Here is a 19173-nt window from a genome sequence, read left to right on the forward strand (position 1 = left end):
TTTTTGTTATTACGGCATCTTTACGCCGTCATGTGGGGACGAGTTGGGATAAGAGCATAGTGTTCTATAGTCAAACTATAGTTTAGAACAGGGCAGTATCGATACTGTTGAAAAAGTTTATTTGACAACTTCGTACTGCTAATAAGTAGTAGCGGATAAAATCCTTTCGGTATGGAAGCGCTAGCTTTTTTCAAGTTTGTATGGCATCCACAGGATATTTACTTTACATATGAACCCATAGTGAGGAATATCGAATAGCAAATATACCAATGCTACTATAGGAAAAGTTTTAAAATGACTAATTGTTTTATGGTATTATAAAACTTAGTGCTTTTAACTTTAGGAAAGTTGGTCATGCTTTATTATTTTAGCTATTATATTGAATATGGATAACTTGCTCATGTGGTTCAACTTTTAATACAAACGATGATTTATTATGATCAATTGACTTTTGTTATTTTTGGAATTCTTCTTTGAAAAGGGATTCACATAGAACTATAAAACCAACGTCCTAGTTACACATGAAAATACAACAAAGAAAGAGGGGTTAATTAAGCTATGATGAAAGGGCTTAAAAAATGGCGTCTTTTCTCGCTGTTAGCGGTAATGACAGTTTTTCTTTCTGCATGTGGTGAAGATTATATTTCAACACTTAAACCAGCTGGAGCAGTGGGAAAAGAACAATTAAACTTACTATTATTCTCCATCACAATTATGGCTTTAGTAGTAATAGTAGTATCATTCCTTTATTTATATGCTTTCGTTAAGTTCCGTCGTTCAAAACAAGGCGAGAACCACATGCCAAAACAAGTAGAAGGAAGTCATACATTAGAAGTAATTTGGACAGTTATTCCAATCATTTTACTTTTAATCTTAGCTGTTCCTACTTTAATTTCTACTTATAAACTTGCTGACGTAAAAGCAATGGATGAGGTTGACGAAGAAGGAAACAAATCAGCATTAACTGTTAATGTTACTGCGAAATTATATTGGTGGGAATTTGAATATCCAGAACAAGGTATTGTAACAGCACAAGAACTTGTTGTTCCTACTGGTGAAAAAGTTTACTTTAACTTAAAAGCTGCAGACGTTAAGCACTCATTCTGGATTCCATCTATCGGTGGTAAAATGGATACTAATGTAGAAAACGTGAACAAATTCTATTTACAGTTTGACGAAGAGTCAAAAGATCTTGAAGAAGGCGTATTCTTCGGTAAATGTGCTGAACTTTGTGGTCCTTCCCATGCGTTAATGGACTTCAAAGTAAAAACACTTGCTCCTGAAGAGTTTGAAAATTGGGTTGCTTCTATGCAAGCAACAGAAGGTCAAACAGCATCTGCTGATTCTGCCGATTTAGGGGAAGCAACATTTGCGAATAGCTGTTTAGCTTGTCACGCAGTATCTGGCGTTGGTGCTTCAGGTGCTATGGGGCCAAACTTAACAACATTTGGTGACCGTAACCGTGTTGCTGGTGTATTAGAACACAATAAAGAAAGCTTAGAAAAATGGATTACAGATCCAGAAAGCGTTAAACCAGGTAACTTAATGACTGGTAAATATGGTGAACTGTCTGAAGAAGAAATAAGTGCAGTTGCTGATTACATTATGAGTTTATCTGTAGAAGAATAATTTCTACTTCGATAGAAACACTTGAAGGAGGTTAAAGTTGTGAGCTCTGTTGCAGTTGCAAAGAAAAAGGGCTTTGGAGCAACATTATGGGACTACTTAACAACTGTCGATCATAAAAAACTAGGCGTTATGTATTTATTAGCCGGGACTTTGTTTTTCGCAATCGCAGGTTTAGAAGCGCTTTTAATGCGTATTCAGTTAATGTTACCAAATAATGATTTTGTTTCAGCCGGTACATTCAATGAATTATTAACAATGCATGGTACGACGATGCTATTTTTAGCAGCAACACCATTACTATTTGGCTTTATGAACGCCGTTGTACCTTTACAAATTGGTGCACGTGACGTTGCATTCCCATTCCTAAACTCTTTAGGATTTTGGTTATTCTTCCTAGGTGCAATCTTTTTACACCTATCATTCTTTTTAGGTGGAGCACCTGATGCTGGATGGACTTCTTATGCATCATTATCTTTATATTCACCTGGTCATGGTATTGACTTTTATGTATTAGGTTTACAAATTTCTGGTGCTGGTACATTGATTTCAGGTATTAACTTCATCGTTACGATCATTACGATGCGTGCACCAGGTATGACATTTATGCGTATGCCATTATTTACTTGGACTACTTTAATTACAAGTGCATTAATTTTATTCGCATTCCCTCCACTAACAGTGGCTTTATTCTTTATGTTAGTTGACCGCATGTTCGGAGCTAATTTCTTCGACCATGTAATGGGTGGTAATACAATTATTTGGGAGCATTTATTCTGGATTTTTGGTCACCCTGAAGTATATATCTTAGTTTTACCTGCATTCGGTTTATTCTCTGAGATTATTCCGGTATTTGCTCGTAAACGTTTATTCGGATACTCTTCAATGGTATTCGCTACAATTTTAATCGGTTTCTTAGGATTCATGGTTTGGGCTCACCACATGTTTACAACTGGACTTGGGCCAACTGCAAACGCTATTTTTGCCGTTTCAACAATGGCGATTGCCGTTCCAACAGGGATGAAAGTATTCAACTGGATCTTAACAATTTGGGGCGGTTCGATTAAAGTAACAGTTCCAATGCTATATGCCCTTGGATTTATTCCATCATTCGTAGCTGGTGGTGTTACAGGTGTTATGCAGGCAACTGCACCACTTGACTATCAATTACATGATTCTTACTTTATCGTAGCTCACTTCCACTACGTAATCGTTGGTGGTATCGTATTAGCAATCTTTGGTTCAATGCATTTCTATTGGCCAATTATGTTTAACCGTGCTTTAAATGAAACATTAGGGAAATGGACTTTCTGGTTCTTCTTTATCGGATTCCATTTAACATTCTTCATTCAGCATTTCTTAGGTTTAATGGGTATGCCTCGTCGTGTATTCACTTACCAGGCAGACCAAGGATGGGATTTATTTAACTTTATTTCATCAATCGGTGCGATTATGATGGCCATTGGTGTTCTAATTTTAGTATTTAATATCATTATTTCTGCAAAATCTAAACCATTAAATTGTCGTGATTACTGGGGCGATGGACGTTCACTTGAGTGGGCTCTTAAAACACCAGTACCGTTCTATAACTTTAAACAAACTCCACTAGTACGTGGATACGACCCTTATTGGTTAGAAAAACATGAAGGTAATGAAGAAGGTATGACATATGCTGAACCACTTGGTGAAATCCATATGCCAAATAACTCAATTTTACCTTTAGTTATGTCAATTGGTTTATTCGTTGCTGCCTTCGGTGCACTATATCACCCAGATGGTGAAGCATGGTCTATTCCAGTTATTATTATTGGTTTAGCGATTACAGTTGGAGCTATGATTGTTCGCTCAATGAAAGATGATCTTGGTTTCCATGTACATGTTGAGGAAATTGTTGCTACTGAAGAGCAACTTTATGGAAAAGGGGGTAACAAATAATGGAAGAAACTAAATTCACCCCACAAACTTGGCCAGATAAACCGGAACAAGCTACTCCGGAAGCTAAAAATAAATTCGTAGGAATTTGGATTTTTATTTGTAGTGATATTACGCTTTTTGCCAGTGTATTTGCTACTTACCTTTCTTTAAAAGACAAAGGTCCTGCTGGTATGGAATTTTCAGCTGCAGAACTTTTTGAATTACCGTTAGCATTTGTTATGACAATGTTACTTTTAACATCATCATTAACATCCGTTTATGCAATGTATCATATGAAAAACTATAACTTCAAAGGCGTTCAATTATGGATGACAATTACAGTTCTTTTAGGTCTTGGATTCCTTGCCCTTGAAATTTATGAGTTCTATCACTATGTACACATTGGTTTTGGTTATACTCAATCCGCGTTCTCTTCAGCATTCTTTACATTAGTAGGGACTCACGGATTGCACGTTGTTATCGGTTTAGTTTGGATCATTTGCTTACTAGTTCGTAACGCAAGACGTGGACTAAACTTATACAACGCTCCAAAATACTATGCCGCTTCTATTTTCTGGCACTTTATTGATGTAGTTTGGGTATTTATCTTTACTGTTGTTTACTTGATGGGGGTGTTAGGATAATATGGGACACGATACACAAGTTCAAGCTAAAACAAAAGCACAGTTTGAGTATGAGCGTCATCATAACGCCGTGCACATGCGTAAGCAAGTAATCAATTTTGCGATTATGATTTTCTTAACATTTCTAGCATTTACTGTAGTAGTTGCTGATTTTTCCGCTTATTTCATTAAGCCTTTTATTCTACTACTAGCTGCAGTACAAGTTGTATTACAACTATATTCTTTCATGCATATGGATGATAAGAAAGGACACCATATCGGTGTTATCCAAACATTCGTATGGTTTGGAGCTGTAATTGCATTTACATTCTTCTTAACTTTCTTAACGATCATTTGGTGGTAAGATTGAAAAAAGCGCTTCTAGGCAATCTAGAAGTGCTTTTTTTTACCGCAAATATAGTTAATTGTCATAGTTCGTTCATTGATGTTATGATGTAAGCGTTCTATAATAGAACTACTGAAGTTTAAAGGAGCGCATGATTTATGCCGTTAAGTATATTTGGATTTCAAGCATTATGGAGTCCTTATTTAATTGGGTTTATCGTATTGTTAACCGTTCTCTATTTTTTATTAACAACTACTTGGAGAAAATCGTTTAAAGTAAGTGAGCCCTTAAAGAGAAATGAAGCAGTATACTTTATATTAGCAATGATTTTATTATATGTACTAAAAGGCTCGCCCATTGATTTAATGTCACATATTATGTTTACATATCATATGGTTCAAATGGCTTTTCTACTTTTATTAGTTCCAATGTTCTTGATCAAAGGTGTTCCATGGTGGGTTTGGAAAGTCATGATTGAAGCGCCGGTTGTACGTAATATTTTTAAAGTATTTACACAACCGATTGTTGCAGCCTTTGTGTTTGCATTGATGTTTTCTTTGTATCATATGCCTGGTATTTTTGATGTTATTAAGCTGAATGAAACGTATCATGTTATTTTTACTTTCCTTTTATTTGCTGCAGCCTTCTTTATGAACTGGCCATTAGTAGGTAATGTTCCGGGGCAGCGAAAAATGAAACATCTATCAAAATTAGGTTATATTATCGCCAATGCGGTTTTAATTACTCCTGCCTGTGCATTAATCATCTTTAATCCAAATCCAATGTACGCCACATATACGGATGGAGAAACTTGGTTAAAAGCGATGGAGCTTTGTGTTCCTTCTACAACATTAGCAGGGTTATCACTGTCTGGACCAGAGCTATTTAATAATATGAGCCCTCTATCTGATCAACAATTAGGTGGGGTTTTAATGAAAATCATTCAAGAAATTATTTTTGGTATTGTATTGTTTAAAGTATTTTTTGAATGGTGGAGAGTTGAAAAAGCAGATGAGAAGGATATTAACGAAAAGGCATTAAGAGATTTTCAAGCAGCAAAGCAACAGAGCAACAATTTTAATTAAATTGTTTATATAAAGAAAATATAGATTACTAAAAGATAGGAGAATGTTTAATGGGTGTACCTATTCTACCTACGATTAGTACTTCATTTATTGTTATAAGTGCCGTTTTAGTTGCAATTGGATGGGGTCTAATTTATAAAAGAAAAATTGAAGCACATAAAAAAGTAATGTTAGCTGCTGGCGTAGCGGCGTCAATCTTCTTTATCATTTACGCTTCTAGAACGATTTTTATCGGAAACACTTCCTTTGGTGGACCAGAGGAATTAAAAGGTTATTACACGTTCTTTTTAGTTTTCCATATTGTTTTAGCGACAGTGGGAGCAGTATTTGGACTTGTAAGCATAATTACAGGATTGAAAACAAAATTAACGATCCATCGTCGAATCGGACCAATCACGAGTATTATTTGGTTTTTCGTAGCAATAACAGGGGTAGCAGTTTATTTACTGTTATATGTTATTTATGAAGGTGGACAAACGACATCTTTAATAAAAGCAATCTTAGGATTTTAATGGGAACGAAAGGGCAATCTAACTGATTGCCCTTTTTGTTTTAAATAATATAAAAAAGGTAAGACAAAGTGTCTTACCTTAAATGTTGAAATTAAGCTTCGATACCATATGCTGCAAAATCTTTTTTAACGTTCGCTAAAATTTGTTCGCATTCATTTACTAAATGTTTTGGGAAAACTTCATCTTCACCGTATTCAACACCGTGTGGATAATAGTATTTACCAAGAGCTGGTTTACCAATTTTTAATACAGCGCTACGATTACCAACATCCCCAGAAATGGCACTGCAAAATACGCGTAAATAATAGCGACCTTCTTTTAAATCAAAGCGTTTATCGAAAGTCATACGATCGTAGTCCCAAGCACCGTCACATTCAAGACCGTTTTTTCCCATAACACTTACAAGAAGTTCTTGTTCAGCTGTTATATTTTCAAGTGTTTTGTTCTCAAAATACATTAATAAATCCTCCTTTAGCAAAATCGTACATGAAGTATACGCTCAATTTTTATAATAGAGCAAAATATCTTTTGTTGCAATGGCAACATTGTGTCAACCACGATATTATTGATATAATAGTACTAATAAAAATAAAGGATAAAGAACGCATGAAAACTCTTTTTCGAATCTTAATCGTCCTGTCCTTGCTTGCAATTATCTTTTTTTACTCTTCAAACATGGAAGATAATTATGAACCATTAGAAGGACCCAATTCATCATCACAAGTTATACCCAAAACGGATAGCGAGCCGAAAGAAATTCAAGATGCACTACCACGTCCTGAAACAGGAATATCAACACTTATCGGTAAACAAAGTAATGAATTATTAAAGCTATTTGGAGAGCCATCTCGTTATGACCGTTCGCCATATGGTTACGATTGGTGGGTATATAACGAGGATTATAACAAATTTAGTATGTTTGCAGTGAAAGATAATAAGGTTACCCAAGCTTATAGTAGTGGTGAATTAGCAGATGTCTCTCCGTATAAAATGGGTCAATCATTGGCGGAAATTTACCAAATGACGATTATGGAGTCAGAGATTACAGCTACAATTGGTGAAAACATTTATACCTTTACATTGAGCGAAGATGATATGAATACACGGATCTTAACTAAATTAGGTGACATTTTTGCTCAACTATATATCGATAGTGAAAGTGGAAAATTGAGTGGTATACGTTTTTTAGATAGTCAAACTTTAGTTTTACACCGCCCTTATGAAATGTCCTTTGTAGGTGAGTTAATATCACCTCCAAGCCCGAATTCCTATTTAATAGAAGAAAGTAATAAAGACAGTGCAGCACAGCTTTTCGATTTGTTAAACGTTTTTCGTGTGAACAACGATATACCAATTATTAATTATGATGTGTATGTATCAGTAGTTGCTATGCAACATAGTGAAGATATGTATACAGAAAATTATTTATCCCATGATTCGCCGACAAATGGGTCATTAAAGGACCGATTAGAGGAAGAAGGGATTCTTTATGAAGAAGCTGAAGAAAATATTGCGACGGCTTATATTGATTCGATAGAAGCTGCCCATGGTTGGCTAAATTCTAGAACGCACCGGGAGTATATGCTTAGTAGTGATTATACCCACGTCGGTTCAGGAGTTTTTATCAATTACTATACACAAATATTTATTCAAAAAAATGAAGATGAATAAAGTCGCCCTTTAGTCGAGTTGGACTAAAGGGTTTTTCGTTGTGTCCAGTCTTTTCTTAGCCTTTCACTTTTTAGTGTCACGATAAAAACCTAGGCATAAAATAGGGAAAAGGAGTGACAACTTGCAACTGGCAGAACTTTTAAAAGAATGGCCATGTACAGTAAAAGGTGGCTCAATTCGAGTTGAAGTAACTGGAATAGAGGATTATGCACAAGGTGTAAAAAAAGGCGATTTATTTATCGTTCGTAAAGGTAGAAAATCGGATGGACTAAAATATGTTGATACGGCAATTGAAAATGGAGCAGTCGGTATAGTAATTGAAGATGAAAAACAATTAGATACATTAAAGCTATCAGTTCCAGTAATATGGGTTCCAAATGTTTTAAAATTCATGTCGTATAGTGCTGCTAAACTAAATCATTTCCCAGCTGAAGCAATGCAAGTTATTGCTATTACAGGAACAAATGGAAAAACAACCGTCAGTCATTTTATCGGTCAACTACTACACGCACTACATAAAAATGTAATAGTGATTGGAACGAATGGAATTTATATTAATGGAGTAGAGTTACTATTAGATTATGAACATTTAACAACTTTACAACCGAAACATTTACACAGAATTTTAAAAATTGCCGTAAGTCGTGGAGTGGAATATGTTGTACTTGAAGCATCCTCCATGGGACTTGCAAAGCATCGACTAGATGATTGTGCTATTAATATAGGTGTTTTCTTAAACTTAGCAGAGGATCATATTGAAGATCACGGGTCCTATGATAAATATAAAGCAGCAAAACAAATCCTTTCCACATTATCTGAACGACTTGTTTTAAATGGGGACGATTCGTTTTGTCGTACAGTTGGGCTTCAAGCTAAAAAGAAAAAAGCCTATTTTGGTCTAGGAAATCGGGTCGATTATCAATTGCAGCTTCTTGCAGAAGGGGTAACAACATCAACTTGCTGTCTTCAAAGTAATAAAGGGCAAAAGGTATTTTCCGTTCCATTTGTTGGTGAACATCATTTGCAAAATACGATTGCTGCGATTACATCGGTAAGTGAACTCGGATTTCCGATTGCAGACATTTGCGAAGCAGCTGAAAAGCTTACTTTACCAAAAGGTAGGCTTGAAGCAATTCCAAATGATTTTAATTTAGATATATATATTGATTATGCCCATACCGAGGCTGCTTTACGAGCAGTATTGCAAACGTTAAATAAAACTGTAAAGAGAGATTTAATTGTTGTCTTTAGTTGTGGTGGAGATAGGGATAAACATAAACGGATTAAAATGGGCGCAGTTGCTTCGAAATATGCGAATTTCATTTATTTAACGACTGATAATCCAAGAAGTGAGGATCCAGAACTGATTAATTCACAAATTGCAGCTGGATTTTCTCCAAAACAGCAATATGAAATGATATTGGATCGAGCAAAGGCGATTGAAACAGCTATCCTTAATGCAAAAGAAGGGGATACAATATTAATTGCTGGGAAAGGGCATGAGACGACACAAACAATTGGTACTAAAGAAATACAATTCTCCGATTACGAATGTGTCAAGGCTGTTCTCGAAAAACGTCTTACCGATCATGTAGAATAACTATTTTTTCGTTCAACTTTCTTCTCTATTATTAATCATTCAAACAATTCGATACAACGCAATTAACATGTTAAAATATACTAATAACATAATTATAAGCCATTGTTATACAAACATGATTCAAATTCTGCTATGATAATATCAGATTGGAGGAAATAATGGTGATAATGACATCAGAATGGGCCTTCATTTTAGATGAAGCAGATGAATTGAGTGCAATGCTCCTCTCTTCAGAACAAGCTCAAAAGTTACGTAATGCTTATCATGATGTTTATAGTAATGAAGATCTTGTAGAGCAAATACGAGCATTTACACGAATGAAAGAACAATATGAGGATGTACAACGTTTTGGTAAATATCATCCTGATTATCATACAATCATGAAAAAAATTCGCGAACAAAAACGAAATCTTGATTTAGATAAACGTGTTGCGAGTTTAAAACTAGCAGAGAACGATTTCCAAGATTTATTGGATGAAATTAGTTTAATTATTGGAAAATCTGTTTCTGAAGCAGTTAAAGTACCTGTAAGTAACCCTTTCTTTGCAACAAATTCTTCCTGTGGAAGTGGTTGTGGTAGCGGAGGAAACTGTTCTTGCTCAGCATAATGGAAAAAGGGTAACTTCGAAAAGTTGCCCTTTTTTAAGAGTAGATTAAGTCTTTTGGCTCTATAATATTTGTTGGGGTTTAAAAAAATTTCATAAATAAAAAAGCACGTAATCACCGATTTCTATATACTTGAATTGTCGAGAAACAAGCAATGAAAGGTGATACGTGCAAATGAATTTTAACATGAATATTCCAGGATTAAAAGGTGTAACTGTTCATAAGGTGGAGGAGATGGGGGAACGTATTGTTCTACACGTTTCCATACCAAAAAAAGAACATCAATGTCCAGCATGCAAGAATATAACATCAAAAGTCCATGATTATCGAATTCAAAAAATTAATCATTTAAAATGGTTTGAACGATTAACCGTCCTTTTTTATAAACGTCGTCGTTATGTATGCCAATGTGGGAAACGTTTTTCAGAAAAATCCCCTTTCGTGGATAAATATCAACGTTTCTCGAAAGAATGGAATCAAGTTGTACGAATCCGTTCAATAAAGGCAAAAACATTTAAAGAAGCAGCTGAAGTACTTGGTACATCAAGCTCAACAGTGATTCGTCGCTTTAAAGAAGTAGTAAAGGAACAATTAAATGAAGGGGTTCATTTACCAAAATGTATCGCGATTGATGAATATAAAGCAGATACCGATGCGGGAACTTATCAATTAATTATTGCCAATGCGGAAACACATGAACCAATTGATATTTTACCAAATCGTAGAAAAGAAACCATTAAGGATTACTTGATGAAATACGGTGCAGATGTAGAAATTGTGGTTATGGACATGAATCCAAGCTTTAAAGCAGCAGTTAGGAAGGCGTTAAATCGCCCGATTATTATTGCGGATCGCTTTCATTATTGTCGTTATATTTACTGGGCACTAGATGAAGTACGTCGAAATGTTCAAAAAGAATGGCATGCATATGATCGAAAGAAATGTAAGAAAATGCGTCATGTACTATATAAACGATTTGATAAGTTAACAGAAACGAATCGTTGGTACTTAAATCGTTACATAGGAATGTCGAAGGAACTAAAGCAAGCCTATGAATTAAAAGAAGCTTACTGCGAATGGTTTGATTGGGCAAAAACTTCAAATGATTTGATAGAAATAAAAAAAAGATTAGAAGCCTTTTACCGAAAGGTAGAAAAAGCAAATATTCCGGCATTTTTAAAGGCCATTCAAACGCTAAAAAATTGGCAAGTTGAAATTTTAAATAGTTTAAGTTTTGGATATTCAAATGGTTTTTTAGAAGGAATTAATAATAAATCAAAAGTTTTGAAGCGTAATGCTTATGGTTTTAGAAGCTATGAACACTTTAAAGCGAAAATTTTATTAAATAATTTATCTAAGAAAATTGGGATTCATTTAGGATAATCGGGGTGCCGTGTAATATCACTTCACCCCAACATTTGACATAGAACCAGTCTTTTTGACTTCATCTACTCTTTTTTGTCTTTATTTCGTTCCTCTTCTAATTGCTGTAATAATGGTACGGCGATATCCGGTCGATCAGTTACAATTCCTTTTGCCCCTAATTTAATTAAACGTTCCATCGTATTAGGATCGTTAATCGTCCAAAAATGAACTGGGATATTCAGTTTTCCAAGAAATTGAATAAATTTTGATGACTCTAAAGAGACGACACCAAATTTTGTTGGAATTTGAAAAACATCCACCTTTGGATGATATAAATGGCCAAATTGACTAGTAAATGCTGTAAACGCTTTTCTTACATCATTTTCTCCAGCCCCTAAAGCAACTTGATTTTGGGCATATAAATTAAAACGATCAACTTGCTCACTATAGAAGCTTGTCACAACAATACGGTTTTCAGCTCCGAATTCCTCAATAAGACGCCATAATTTTGATGGCATTAAACTACCTTCGTAACTATCTGGTCCATCTTTAATGTCAATATTAATGTACATATTCGGATAAATTTCAAATAATTCCCGTAATGTTACGATTTCAACTTTTTGTTCACGATAAGGGAAGTTTCCCTCTAAATCTTCGAAGTGATATCCGAAGTTTAATTGTTTTAACTCTTCAATTGTTAAATCTTTAACAAAACCGGCACCATTACTTGTACGGTCTACTGTTTCATCATGAAAGACAACAATTTCCTCATCTTTTGTTAAACGAATATCGATTTCGAAACCATCGACACCTAAAGATACAGCTTTTTCAAAGGCAATCATTGTATGTTCAGGGGCTAGGTGAGAGCCGCCACGATGTGCAAGAACGATTGGATGAGTATGTTGTAAAACTTCCTTATCTTCTCTTTTTTGTGGCTTTGATATCGCTTTGCTTCCGGCCCATGCTGCTGCACTGGCAGCAGCAATTGCAATCGCAACTTTCGTTTTCTTTCCCATTGAGATCCTCCTTCATAATGGAACAGTTCAATTATATAATTTCATATTTCAGATGAATACCATTCTATTTTATTTTTGTGAATGAATAGTTAAAAACAAGTTAACTCTATAAAGATGATTATAACGGAAATTCTTCTCCCGTGTCACTAAACTCTGTTGCTATCAAAATTAACATTATGGTATGCTTTTATGTAAGAAATGAGGGAATTGAAATGCAGGAACGACAAGGTTTAATTGTTTATGTTCATCAGCTAAAACATGCAAAAAGTTTAAGAAAATATGGACATGTTCATTATATTTCTCGAAAGTTAAAATATGTCGTCATTTATTGTAATCGGGATGAGATACAATCAACGTTGAATAAAATACAACGTCTTCCATTTGTGAAAGACGTTGTTGAATCGTTTCGTCCATTTTTAAAAACTGAGTTTGAAAATGCGAAACCGGATAAAGCAAAAGAATATGATTATAAAGTAGGTTTATAATTGCGAGGAAACCAAGATCATTCTTATTGCTTTGGTGGGATGAAATGATTCATTCTTAAAATACCGATTAAATGTTGATAGAACAAAACGGTTTCAGAGTAGAATGAAGAATGCTTAATTTCCATTGGAATAGCTTTTTTTCCTATTTCACTTAATGTTTCTTCAAATATTTCAAGTCTTTTAGAAGGGTTTTCCGGTGTATATGGAATCCCTTCACGACAAATATAAATAGGCATAAATTTGCTATCCCCAACAGGTTTCAATGCTACAGCAATTGATGCGACTTTTTTGTCGCCTTTAGTTGAAATAAAAATAAAAGCATTATGGAATCTGTTTTCGTTTGTTTTAATGAGTTCGCAAAGTTCATAAATATCTCCATAACCTTGTCCTAATTCAATAAATTGTTGAATCAACTTTCACACATCCTTTCCGATAACAATAGTATCACGATGTAGGGGGTTAGGCACATGAAATATGCAATAAGTTTTTTTGGAGTGCTTATTGCTTCAATAAGTGTGATGCTTTTTTTTCAGTATCAAGTTTATTCCGACAAGCTCGAGTCAGGGGATGGTAATTTCTCATATACTCAAGAAATTGATATCACCTACCGGAGCGGAAACTTAGATATTCGTCATCAGTTTCACAATTTACCAAGTGGAACGATTAACATTCAATGGCCAAATTTAGCTGTAAGCCCTGATTGTTTTATGGATTCTGCTAATAGTTGTAATCGTTTAAGCGAAGATAAGACGAAGTTTGAATCGGGAGAAGGACATAGTCAAGCTTTATCATACATAATTCCTTTGGAAGGTGATTTAACTTCTCAACAGTTTTTAAAAGATATATTTGTCAACCTTTCCAATGGTGAGGCTACATATTCAACAGTACATATTTCAACTGATAATGATGTAAAAGGTAGTTGGGTAACTGGGTTACCGTTAATCGGAGAACAATCCTTGTCCCTTGTTAATTATTCAATGTTTAGTGGTGCTGGTGGAGTTCATGAGCTCTATTGGCAAGTTGGTGATTTAACGGTACAACAACTATCTGATCATTTCTCTTTTTATTCTTCTAATCCTTTGTCACCAGATCTTACGAAGCAATTAAAATCTTCGAAGTTATTATCAGATGAACATATTGCCATTGTACAAGCTAAAAATGTGGATGGACAAGGAGAAAGAATTTTATTTCTAGAAGATTTTTCGTTGGAATCAATTTTGGAAAATATTCCTCTATTCCAAGTGGCTAAAAACTATCAATTAAATGAAAAACCAAGATGGTTACGGGAAGTGGTTACTTCATTTTTAACCGATTCTACAATCGGTGGGGACAAGGCAAAGGAAATGGTTAATACTTTAACAACTAACATGTCAGATGATCAATTAACAAGTTGGGTGGAGAAGTTAAAATCGTTAAAAGGTGAAAAAATTTCTTCAGAAATATTAGATAAAGAATTATCATCTATTTTTGACCTTCATACAAAATATTTTACAATGAATGAGAAAATGGATGGGGTTTATCCTTTACTATTTCTTGATAGTAGAGAAATTTATTTGAACTCTGAAAAAATACTTGATGGGGATATCGTGTATAAAGATAGTATGTTGTTCTATCCAGCAGATGCTGTTCTGAAAAAGCTCGGCTTTAAAACTTCAGTGGGGAAAAATGGATACTACGTAGAAAATGAATCGAATCGATACAGATTCCCACAAAACTATGGATTTTATGTTTATAATGAACAACGGTATAATACAACGTCAGAGCCAATCACAATCATTGCTGGGACATATTATATTGAAGAAAACTGGTTAAAAAAATTATTCAATGTGGAAATTACTAAGAATGATACAACCATTACGATAAATAGCTACAGCAATTAACAATAAAGGCAAGGTGATCATATGAGAGTTGTAGCAGGTGAAAGAAAAGGAATGCCTTTAAAGGCTGTAACAGGTACGACGACAAGACCAACAACCGATAAAGTGAAAGAGTCTATTTTCAATATTATTGGACCGTTTTTTGATGGTGGTATCGTTTTAGACTTATTTGCAGGTAGTGGAGGCTTAGGCATCGAAACATTAAGTAGAGGTGCGAGTAAAGCAATTTTCGTTGAAAAGGATGGACGGGCCTTTCAAACGTTGCAGGACAATATAAAAAAATGTCGTTATGAAGAGGTTTCTGAAACATACAAAACCGACGCAACCCGTGCTGTGAAAGGATTAATAAAAAGGGATCTTCAAATTGATTATATCTTTTTAGATCCCCCTTACCGTAAAACAGAATATTACGATTTATTAAGTACATTAATAGAAAATGATAAATTATCAAAAGATGCCATTATCGTATGTGAACATGCAGTTGAAGTAAGTTTGCCATCGAATTATGGTCCATATCAATTAACTCGTCAAGAAACATATGGTAGTACGATCATTTCAATTTATCGGTCTACTCATATGTAATTGATAAAGGGAAGAAGGAGAAACCATTGTCTGAAAAAATTGCAGTTGTACCAGGTAGTTTTGATCCGATTACGAATGGACATTTAGATATTATTAAACGGGCAGCGGATGTATTTGATATTATTTATGTAGCCGTTTTAAACAATTCATCAAAAAATCCACTTTTTTCAATTGATGAAAGAATGGACCTTATTCAAGAGGTAACAAAGGATATTCCGAATGTGCGCATTGAAAGTTCATCTGGATTACTAATCGATTACGCCCGAGCAAAAAATGCGAAGGCCATTGTTCGTGGTTTACGGGCTATATCAGATTTTGAGTATGAGATGCAAATTACTTCGATGAATAAGTTTTTAGATGAATCGATTGAAACCTTTTTCATTATGACAAAAAATCAATATTCATTTTTAAGTTCAAGTATTGTGAAAGAAGTAGCCCGCTATGGTGGAGTTGTCTCTGGACTAGTTCCTGAAGTCATTGAAAAGGCATTAATCGAAAAATATAGTCAACAATAAATAAAATCGACAAAATCACAAAGATGATTTTGTCGATTTTTTTATAGAAATAGTAGGTAGAAAAGGGTTGGAATAAGAAGGGTATAGCAAAGTCTCATGAAAAAGTATGGTTTTAACGACAGTTTCTCCGTTTTTGCAATAACAGCAACTTGCATATGAATGCTTAAACTTTGACTAGTTAAAAAAGTTGCTAAAATTACTAGAAGTAAGGTTGGTTGATTCGAAAATAGTTCTTGTCCAATTTTTAAACCGTTTGTCATCTCTAGCATTGCTGCTATAAGAAGCATCAGATTATTATGTATGTCTGGGAAAAAGCTTTTAACAGAATGCATGACAACCGTGTAAATCGTCGTGAAAAAAATAATGGTAGATCCAACGACTAATACAGTCGGTATACTATCTTTAATACTGCTAGTAAAAGGATTCAATTGGTTACTAGGTGGAACAGCAGAAGTAAAGTCGCTTTCCTTTTCTCGACGACAGTAATAGTAAGCTCCGGTTAAAATAATGATCGAAACGGCATGATATAAAATTAAAAATTTCCAGCTAAATGCAGTATTATTTAATAAATCGTTCCCAACAAAGCCTAAAACGAATAATGGGCTTGGACTATGACAAATACTTAAAAGGATGTTTGCTTCACGAAGGGAAATTTGATTGCTTTTTTTCAAATAAGTAATAGTCGCAGCACCAGTTGGAAAACCACCAAGGGCACTAATACCATAAGTTTTAAAATATAATTTGAATCTAGAAGAAGATTTACTTTTTGTTGGTGTTAATCGTATAAACCATTGGGTTAATATTAAATATGGCAATAGATATGGAAAGAGTGCCTCCATAAAAAGTTCTACCCCTAAATCCGTACCTTCATGGGCGATTCCTGGGAAAAGTAGTAGCAAGCAAATCAACAATATACAAATCAATAGATAAAGTAGTGGAATAAGCATCATCTCTTTTCAAATTTTTGTTTTCCATTTAAGCAAATGCTAAACTAATATATGCGACACTTGAATAAAATAGTCTATAAAAGGTAACTTCAGGAGGTGCCATACATATTGAATAAATCCCTTGTTTATTTAATTATCTCGCTTATCATTGTGTTTTTTCTCAGCTTCTATAAGCTGGACTACTATATTATGAAACCTGGAAGTGCCTATGATGTAAGTGAATTTGTTACGGTGGAAGACGGAGATAAAAATCATGAAGGAACAATGAGCTTAATGACGGTAGCAATGGCTCCAGCAACACCTCTTACATATGCGATCGCCTATTTCAAAGACTTTGAAGAAATTTACAAAGAAGAAGAAGTTCGACAAGAGGAAGAGGACGATGAAGAATATAGTGTTCGGCAGCTTAAGTTAATGACGGATTCTCAATTTAATGCCCTTTATATTGCTTTTCAAAGAGCAAAATTACCTTATACGATCGAGTATCATGGGGTAACGGTATTAAATGTTTTAAAAGATGGAGCAGCAGATGGTGAATTACATGCAGGTGATGAAATTGTTGAAGTGGATGGTCAGTTAATTGAAAAGGCACAGGAACTTACAAATATATTAAGTAAGAAGAAAGAAAATGACAAAGTACATCTTGTCATCGATCGTAACGATGAATTATTGGATCGGACTGTTTCATTAAAACCAATTCCTGGTGCAGAAAATAATCGGGTCGGGATTGGAATTACTTATTCTGAAAGTAAACTTATTAAAACTGAACCGAATGTGAAAGTAAATACTGAAAATATTGGTGGTCCTTCAGCGGGGTTAATGTTTACATTGGAAATATTAAACCAACTGCTCGATGAAGATTTAACAAAAGGTTATCATATTGCGGGTACCGGTGAAATGAATGAAGATGGCACTGTTGGACGTATAGGTGGTATTGAGAAGAAAGTAGTAGCAGCAGATGAAGACGGAATCGAAATCTTTTTTGCTCCTGATGATGAAATAACCGATGAAATGCGTCATGCCGATCCGGATATAAAATCAAATTATGAAGCTGCTGTTGAAACAGCTAAAACAATCGGTACAGATATGGAAATTGTACCAGTTAAAACGATTGATGATGCTTTAGAATATTTAGAACAACTAAAACCAAAAAAAGGATGACATTATTGTCATCCCTTTTTAATATTTTTTATAAACGAATAGGGGGAGTTTGATAATCCTTTGCTATCTTTTCTTTCGTTGATAATTCCACTCCTAGTGCATACATATCGGTTGCGCGGATGTCTAATGCAAGCATTGGGTCTTTAACAGAAGCAACTCGGCTTATTAATGGAAGGGTGAATTGTTTTTTCTTTTCCGATAAATAAGCTTGTCCAGTTGTTGTCATACCTAATAAGCGAATATAAGATGGTTTAGAAGATTGATGAAGCTGTTCCTTCGTTATCCCAGTATAAATATGAGTAAGCATTCTTTGAAGCCTTGTCCAAGTGTACCTTTTTGATTTCACATTGTTCATAAAGTCGAAAAAGGAATCACTTTTTTTAGCAGCTTTTATTAGTGCATGTTCAATTCCTTCAGATACATCGGCGAATTGGGTTAACTGTTCTGGGGTATTTCTCAAAATAGCGTAACGCAAGTATGACCATAATGATTCCCAATGGATAAATGTATGATATTGATTGTTCCAATTTTCCAGTTGTAAATAGGTTTCAGAAGGGACGTATTTTTTCACCCTTTGTAATAATTGTTCTTCAAAAATGGCTTTTCGAATTCCAGTTGCACTAGCAATGGATGAATTGACATTGATGCTATCGTGATAGCCTGCTTGAATACGTTGAATGGTTGACGGTTCAATGGATAAATTCAATCGTTTCGCCGCTTCGATGTAGTGATAGCCTAAAATGTTATTTGGCTGAGATAAATCAATTGTTGCTTTTGATACTTTTTGTCGCAGTTGCTCGTATGCCATATATAAACTTTGGGGATAACTAATCCCAGTTGTAACAAACTGTTTTATTAGCGAGTTGTATTCCTCTTCATGGGCTTTAATTAAATGATACGTATTGAAAAATGGTTCAATAGTGCCTTCTTCACTTCCGAAAGTAAAAGTTTCACATCCAATTGCATTTAAAAGCGTTATAGCCCCTTCTGCAAAGTGGGTAGCATGTCCAGTGCTAAAAACATAAGGAAGTTCGATAACAAGATCTATACCATTTTGTAATGCCATTTTTGTTCGATGCCATTTATCAACGAGAGACGGCTCACCTCGTTGTAAAAAATGTCCACTCATCACAGCAATGACGACATCGGCATTGGATTGATTTTTTGATTGTTTTGCATGATAAAGGTGTCCGTTATGAAACGGATTATATTCAACAACAACGCCGACTGCTTTCATTTGCT

Annotated in this window: 20 protein-coding genes; 15 read left to right on the plus strand and 5 right to left on the minus strand. The window is 34.6% G+C overall.

Translation table 11 applies throughout. The features are described 5' to 3' along the window. Positions 1-558: 558 nt before the first annotated feature. The 6 genes from coxB (at position 559) to MHH69_RS05085 (ending at position 6106) form a co-directional block, all read left to right on the plus strand. Entirely contained in the window at positions 559-1629 is a 1071-nt protein-coding gene (coxB, locus tag MHH69_RS05060; protein ID WP_122970242.1) for a cytochrome c oxidase subunit II, read from the plus strand. 39 nt (positions 1630-1668) lie between these two features. Then, positions 1669-3561, plus strand: coding sequence for a cytochrome c oxidase subunit I (gene ctaD, locus MHH69_RS05065; protein WP_122970243.1), 1893 nt, complete (start codon positions 1669-1671; stop codon positions 3559-3561). Then, on the plus strand, positions 3561-4184 hold the full coding sequence (locus MHH69_RS05070) for a cytochrome (ubi)quinol oxidase subunit III (RefSeq protein WP_122970244.1): 624 nt from the start codon (positions 3561-3563) through the stop codon (positions 4182-4184). Before ctaD ends, MHH69_RS05070 begins: the two co-directional genes overlap by 1 nt. Position 4185: 1 nt before the next feature. After that, entirely contained in the window at positions 4186-4527 is a 342-nt protein-coding gene (locus MHH69_RS05075) for a cytochrome C oxidase subunit IV family protein (protein WP_122970245.1), read from the plus strand. Between the two features lie 140 nt (positions 4528-4667). Further along, entirely contained in the window at positions 4668-5594 is a 927-nt protein-coding gene (ctaG, locus tag MHH69_RS05080; protein ID WP_122970246.1) for a cytochrome c oxidase assembly factor CtaG, read from the plus strand. A gap of 50 nt (positions 5595-5644) precedes the next feature. Next, entirely contained in the window at positions 5645-6106 is a 462-nt protein-coding gene (locus MHH69_RS05085; RefSeq protein WP_122970247.1) for a DUF420 domain-containing protein, read from the plus strand. Positions 6107-6197: 91 nt separating this feature from the next. On the opposite strand, the gene MHH69_RS05090 is transcribed toward MHH69_RS05085, so the two are convergent. Then, positions 6198-6563 (minus strand): YugN family protein, encoded by a 366-nt coding sequence (locus MHH69_RS05090; protein ID WP_122970248.1) that lies wholly within the window; start codon positions 6561-6563, stop codon positions 6198-6200. Between the two features lie 149 nt (positions 6564-6712). Here MHH69_RS05090 and MHH69_RS05095 point away from each other — a divergent pair, with 149 nt between their 5' ends. From MHH69_RS05095 to MHH69_RS05110, 4 genes are all read left to right on the plus strand, one after another. Beyond that, complete coding sequence (locus tag MHH69_RS05095; protein WP_122970249.1) at positions 6713-7777, plus strand: CAP domain-containing protein; 1065 nt, start codon at positions 6713-6715, stop codon at positions 7775-7777. A gap of 121 nt (positions 7778-7898) precedes the next feature. Then, positions 7899-9377 carry a UDP-N-acetylmuramoyl-L-alanyl-D-glutamate--2,6-diaminopimelate ligase gene (locus MHH69_RS05100; RefSeq protein ID WP_122970250.1) on the plus strand — a complete coding sequence of 493 codons (1479 nt, stop codon included), beginning with the start codon at positions 7899-7901 and terminating at the stop codon, positions 9375-9377. Between the two features lie 161 nt (positions 9378-9538). After that, complete coding sequence (locus MHH69_RS05105; RefSeq protein WP_341361848.1) at positions 9539-9985, plus strand: YlbF family regulator; 447 nt, start codon at positions 9539-9541, stop codon at positions 9983-9985. A gap of 166 nt (positions 9986-10151) precedes the next feature. Continuing rightward, complete coding sequence (locus MHH69_RS05110; protein ID WP_136292374.1) at positions 10152-11366, plus strand: ISL3 family transposase; 1215 nt, start codon at positions 10152-10154, stop codon at positions 11364-11366. A 65-nt stretch (positions 11367-11431) separates the two neighbouring features. Here the strand turns inward: MHH69_RS05110 and MHH69_RS05115 are convergent, their stop codons facing one another. Further along, positions 11432-12364, minus strand: coding sequence for a glycerophosphodiester phosphodiesterase (locus tag MHH69_RS05115; protein ID WP_122970251.1), 933 nt, complete (start codon positions 12362-12364; stop codon positions 11432-11434). Between the two features lie 212 nt (positions 12365-12576). Between MHH69_RS05115 and MHH69_RS05120 the strand changes: the two genes are divergently transcribed. Next, positions 12577-12849 (plus strand): YlbG family protein, encoded by a 273-nt coding sequence (locus MHH69_RS05120; protein ID WP_122970252.1) that lies wholly within the window; start codon positions 12577-12579, stop codon positions 12847-12849. Between the two features lie 23 nt (positions 12850-12872). Here the strand turns inward: MHH69_RS05120 and MHH69_RS05125 are convergent, their stop codons facing one another. Further along, positions 12873-13262: a DUF7147 family protein gene (locus MHH69_RS05125; protein WP_122970253.1), complete on the minus strand. Its 390-nt coding sequence runs from the start codon at positions 13260-13262 to the stop codon at positions 12873-12875. A 54-nt stretch (positions 13263-13316) separates the two neighbouring features. Here MHH69_RS05125 and MHH69_RS05130 point away from each other — a divergent pair, with 54 nt between their 5' ends. The 3 genes from MHH69_RS05130 to coaD are packed head-to-tail and all read left to right on the plus strand — an operon-like array spanning position 13317 to position 15823. Beyond that, a complete protein-coding gene (locus MHH69_RS05130) occupies positions 13317-14729 on the plus strand; it encodes an RNA polymerase II (protein ID WP_341361849.1) in 1413 nt (470 codons plus the stop codon). Between the two features lie 21 nt (positions 14730-14750). Then, a complete protein-coding gene (gene rsmD, locus MHH69_RS05135; protein ID WP_122970255.1) occupies positions 14751-15308 on the plus strand; it encodes a 16S rRNA (guanine(966)-N(2))-methyltransferase RsmD in 558 nt (185 codons plus the stop codon). Between the two features lie 26 nt (positions 15309-15334). Further along, entirely contained in the window at positions 15335-15823 is a 489-nt protein-coding gene (gene coaD, locus MHH69_RS05140) for a pantetheine-phosphate adenylyltransferase (protein WP_122970256.1), read from the plus strand. Positions 15824-15864: 41 nt separating this feature from the next. On the opposite strand, the gene MHH69_RS05145 is transcribed toward coaD, so the two are convergent. Beyond that, on the minus strand, positions 15865-16662 hold the full coding sequence (locus MHH69_RS05145) for a hypothetical protein (protein ID WP_241559234.1): 798 nt from the start codon (positions 16660-16662) through the stop codon (positions 15865-15867). A 213-nt stretch (positions 16663-16875) separates the two neighbouring features. Between MHH69_RS05145 and MHH69_RS05150 the strand changes: the two genes are divergently transcribed. After that, on the plus strand, positions 16876-17931 hold the full coding sequence (locus MHH69_RS05150) for a SepM family pheromone-processing serine protease (protein WP_421930377.1): 1056 nt from the start codon (positions 16876-16878) through the stop codon (positions 17929-17931). 28 nt (positions 17932-17959) lie between these two features. On the opposite strand, the gene MHH69_RS05155 is transcribed toward MHH69_RS05150, so the two are convergent. Further along, a complete protein-coding gene (locus tag MHH69_RS05155) occupies positions 17960-19168 on the minus strand; it encodes a nucleotidyltransferase (RefSeq protein ID WP_122970258.1) in 1209 nt (402 codons plus the stop codon). Positions 19169-19173 lie beyond the last annotated feature (5 nt).

This window comes from Ureibacillus sp. FSL E2-3493 (assembly GCF_038077515.1).
Lineage (GTDB): Bacteria > Bacillota > Bacilli > Bacillales_A > Planococcaceae > Ureibacillus > Ureibacillus halotolerans.

What these genes read in the sequence shown, in the direction of transcription:
- coxB (WP_122970242.1), top strand. Translation starts at nt 559, where the DNA reads ATGATGAAAGGGCTTAAAAAATGGCGTCTTTTCTCGCTGTTAGCGGTA.
- MHH69_RS05070 (WP_122970244.1), top strand. Translation starts at nt 3,561, where the DNA reads ATGGAAGAAACTAAATTCACCCCACAAACTTGGCCAGATAAACCGGAA.
- MHH69_RS05075 (WP_122970245.1), top strand. Translation starts at nt 4,186, where the DNA reads ATGGGACACGATACACAAGTTCAAGCTAAAACAAAAGCACAGTTTGAG.
- ctaG (WP_122970246.1), top strand. Translation starts at nt 4,668, where the DNA reads ATGCCGTTAAGTATATTTGGATTTCAAGCATTATGGAGTCCTTATTTA.
- MHH69_RS05085 (WP_122970247.1), top strand. Translation starts at nt 5,645, where the DNA reads ATGGGTGTACCTATTCTACCTACGATTAGTACTTCATTTATTGTTATA.
- MHH69_RS05090 (WP_122970248.1), bottom strand. Translation starts at nt 6,563, where the DNA reads ATGTATTTTGAGAACAAAACACTTGAAAATATAACAGCTGAACAAGAA.
- MHH69_RS05095 (WP_122970249.1), top strand. Translation starts at nt 6,713, where the DNA reads ATGAAAACTCTTTTTCGAATCTTAATCGTCCTGTCCTTGCTTGCAATT.
- MHH69_RS05115 (WP_122970251.1), bottom strand. Translation starts at nt 12,364, where the DNA reads ATGGGAAAGAAAACGAAAGTTGCGATTGCAATTGCTGCTGCCAGTGCA.
- MHH69_RS05120 (WP_122970252.1), top strand. Translation starts at nt 12,577, where the DNA reads ATGCAGGAACGACAAGGTTTAATTGTTTATGTTCATCAGCTAAAACAT.
- MHH69_RS05130 (WP_341361849.1), top strand. Translation starts at nt 13,317, where the DNA reads ATGAAATATGCAATAAGTTTTTTTGGAGTGCTTATTGCTTCAATAAGT.
- rsmD (WP_122970255.1), top strand. Translation starts at nt 14,751, where the DNA reads ATGAGAGTTGTAGCAGGTGAAAGAAAAGGAATGCCTTTAAAGGCTGTA.
- MHH69_RS05145 (WP_241559234.1), bottom strand. Translation starts at nt 16,662, where the DNA reads ATGGAGGCACTCTTTCCATATCTATTGCCATATTTAATATTAACCCAA.
- MHH69_RS05155 (WP_122970258.1), bottom strand. Translation starts at nt 19,168, where the DNA reads ATGAAAGCAGTCGGCGTTGTTGTTGAATATAATCCGTTTCATAACGGA.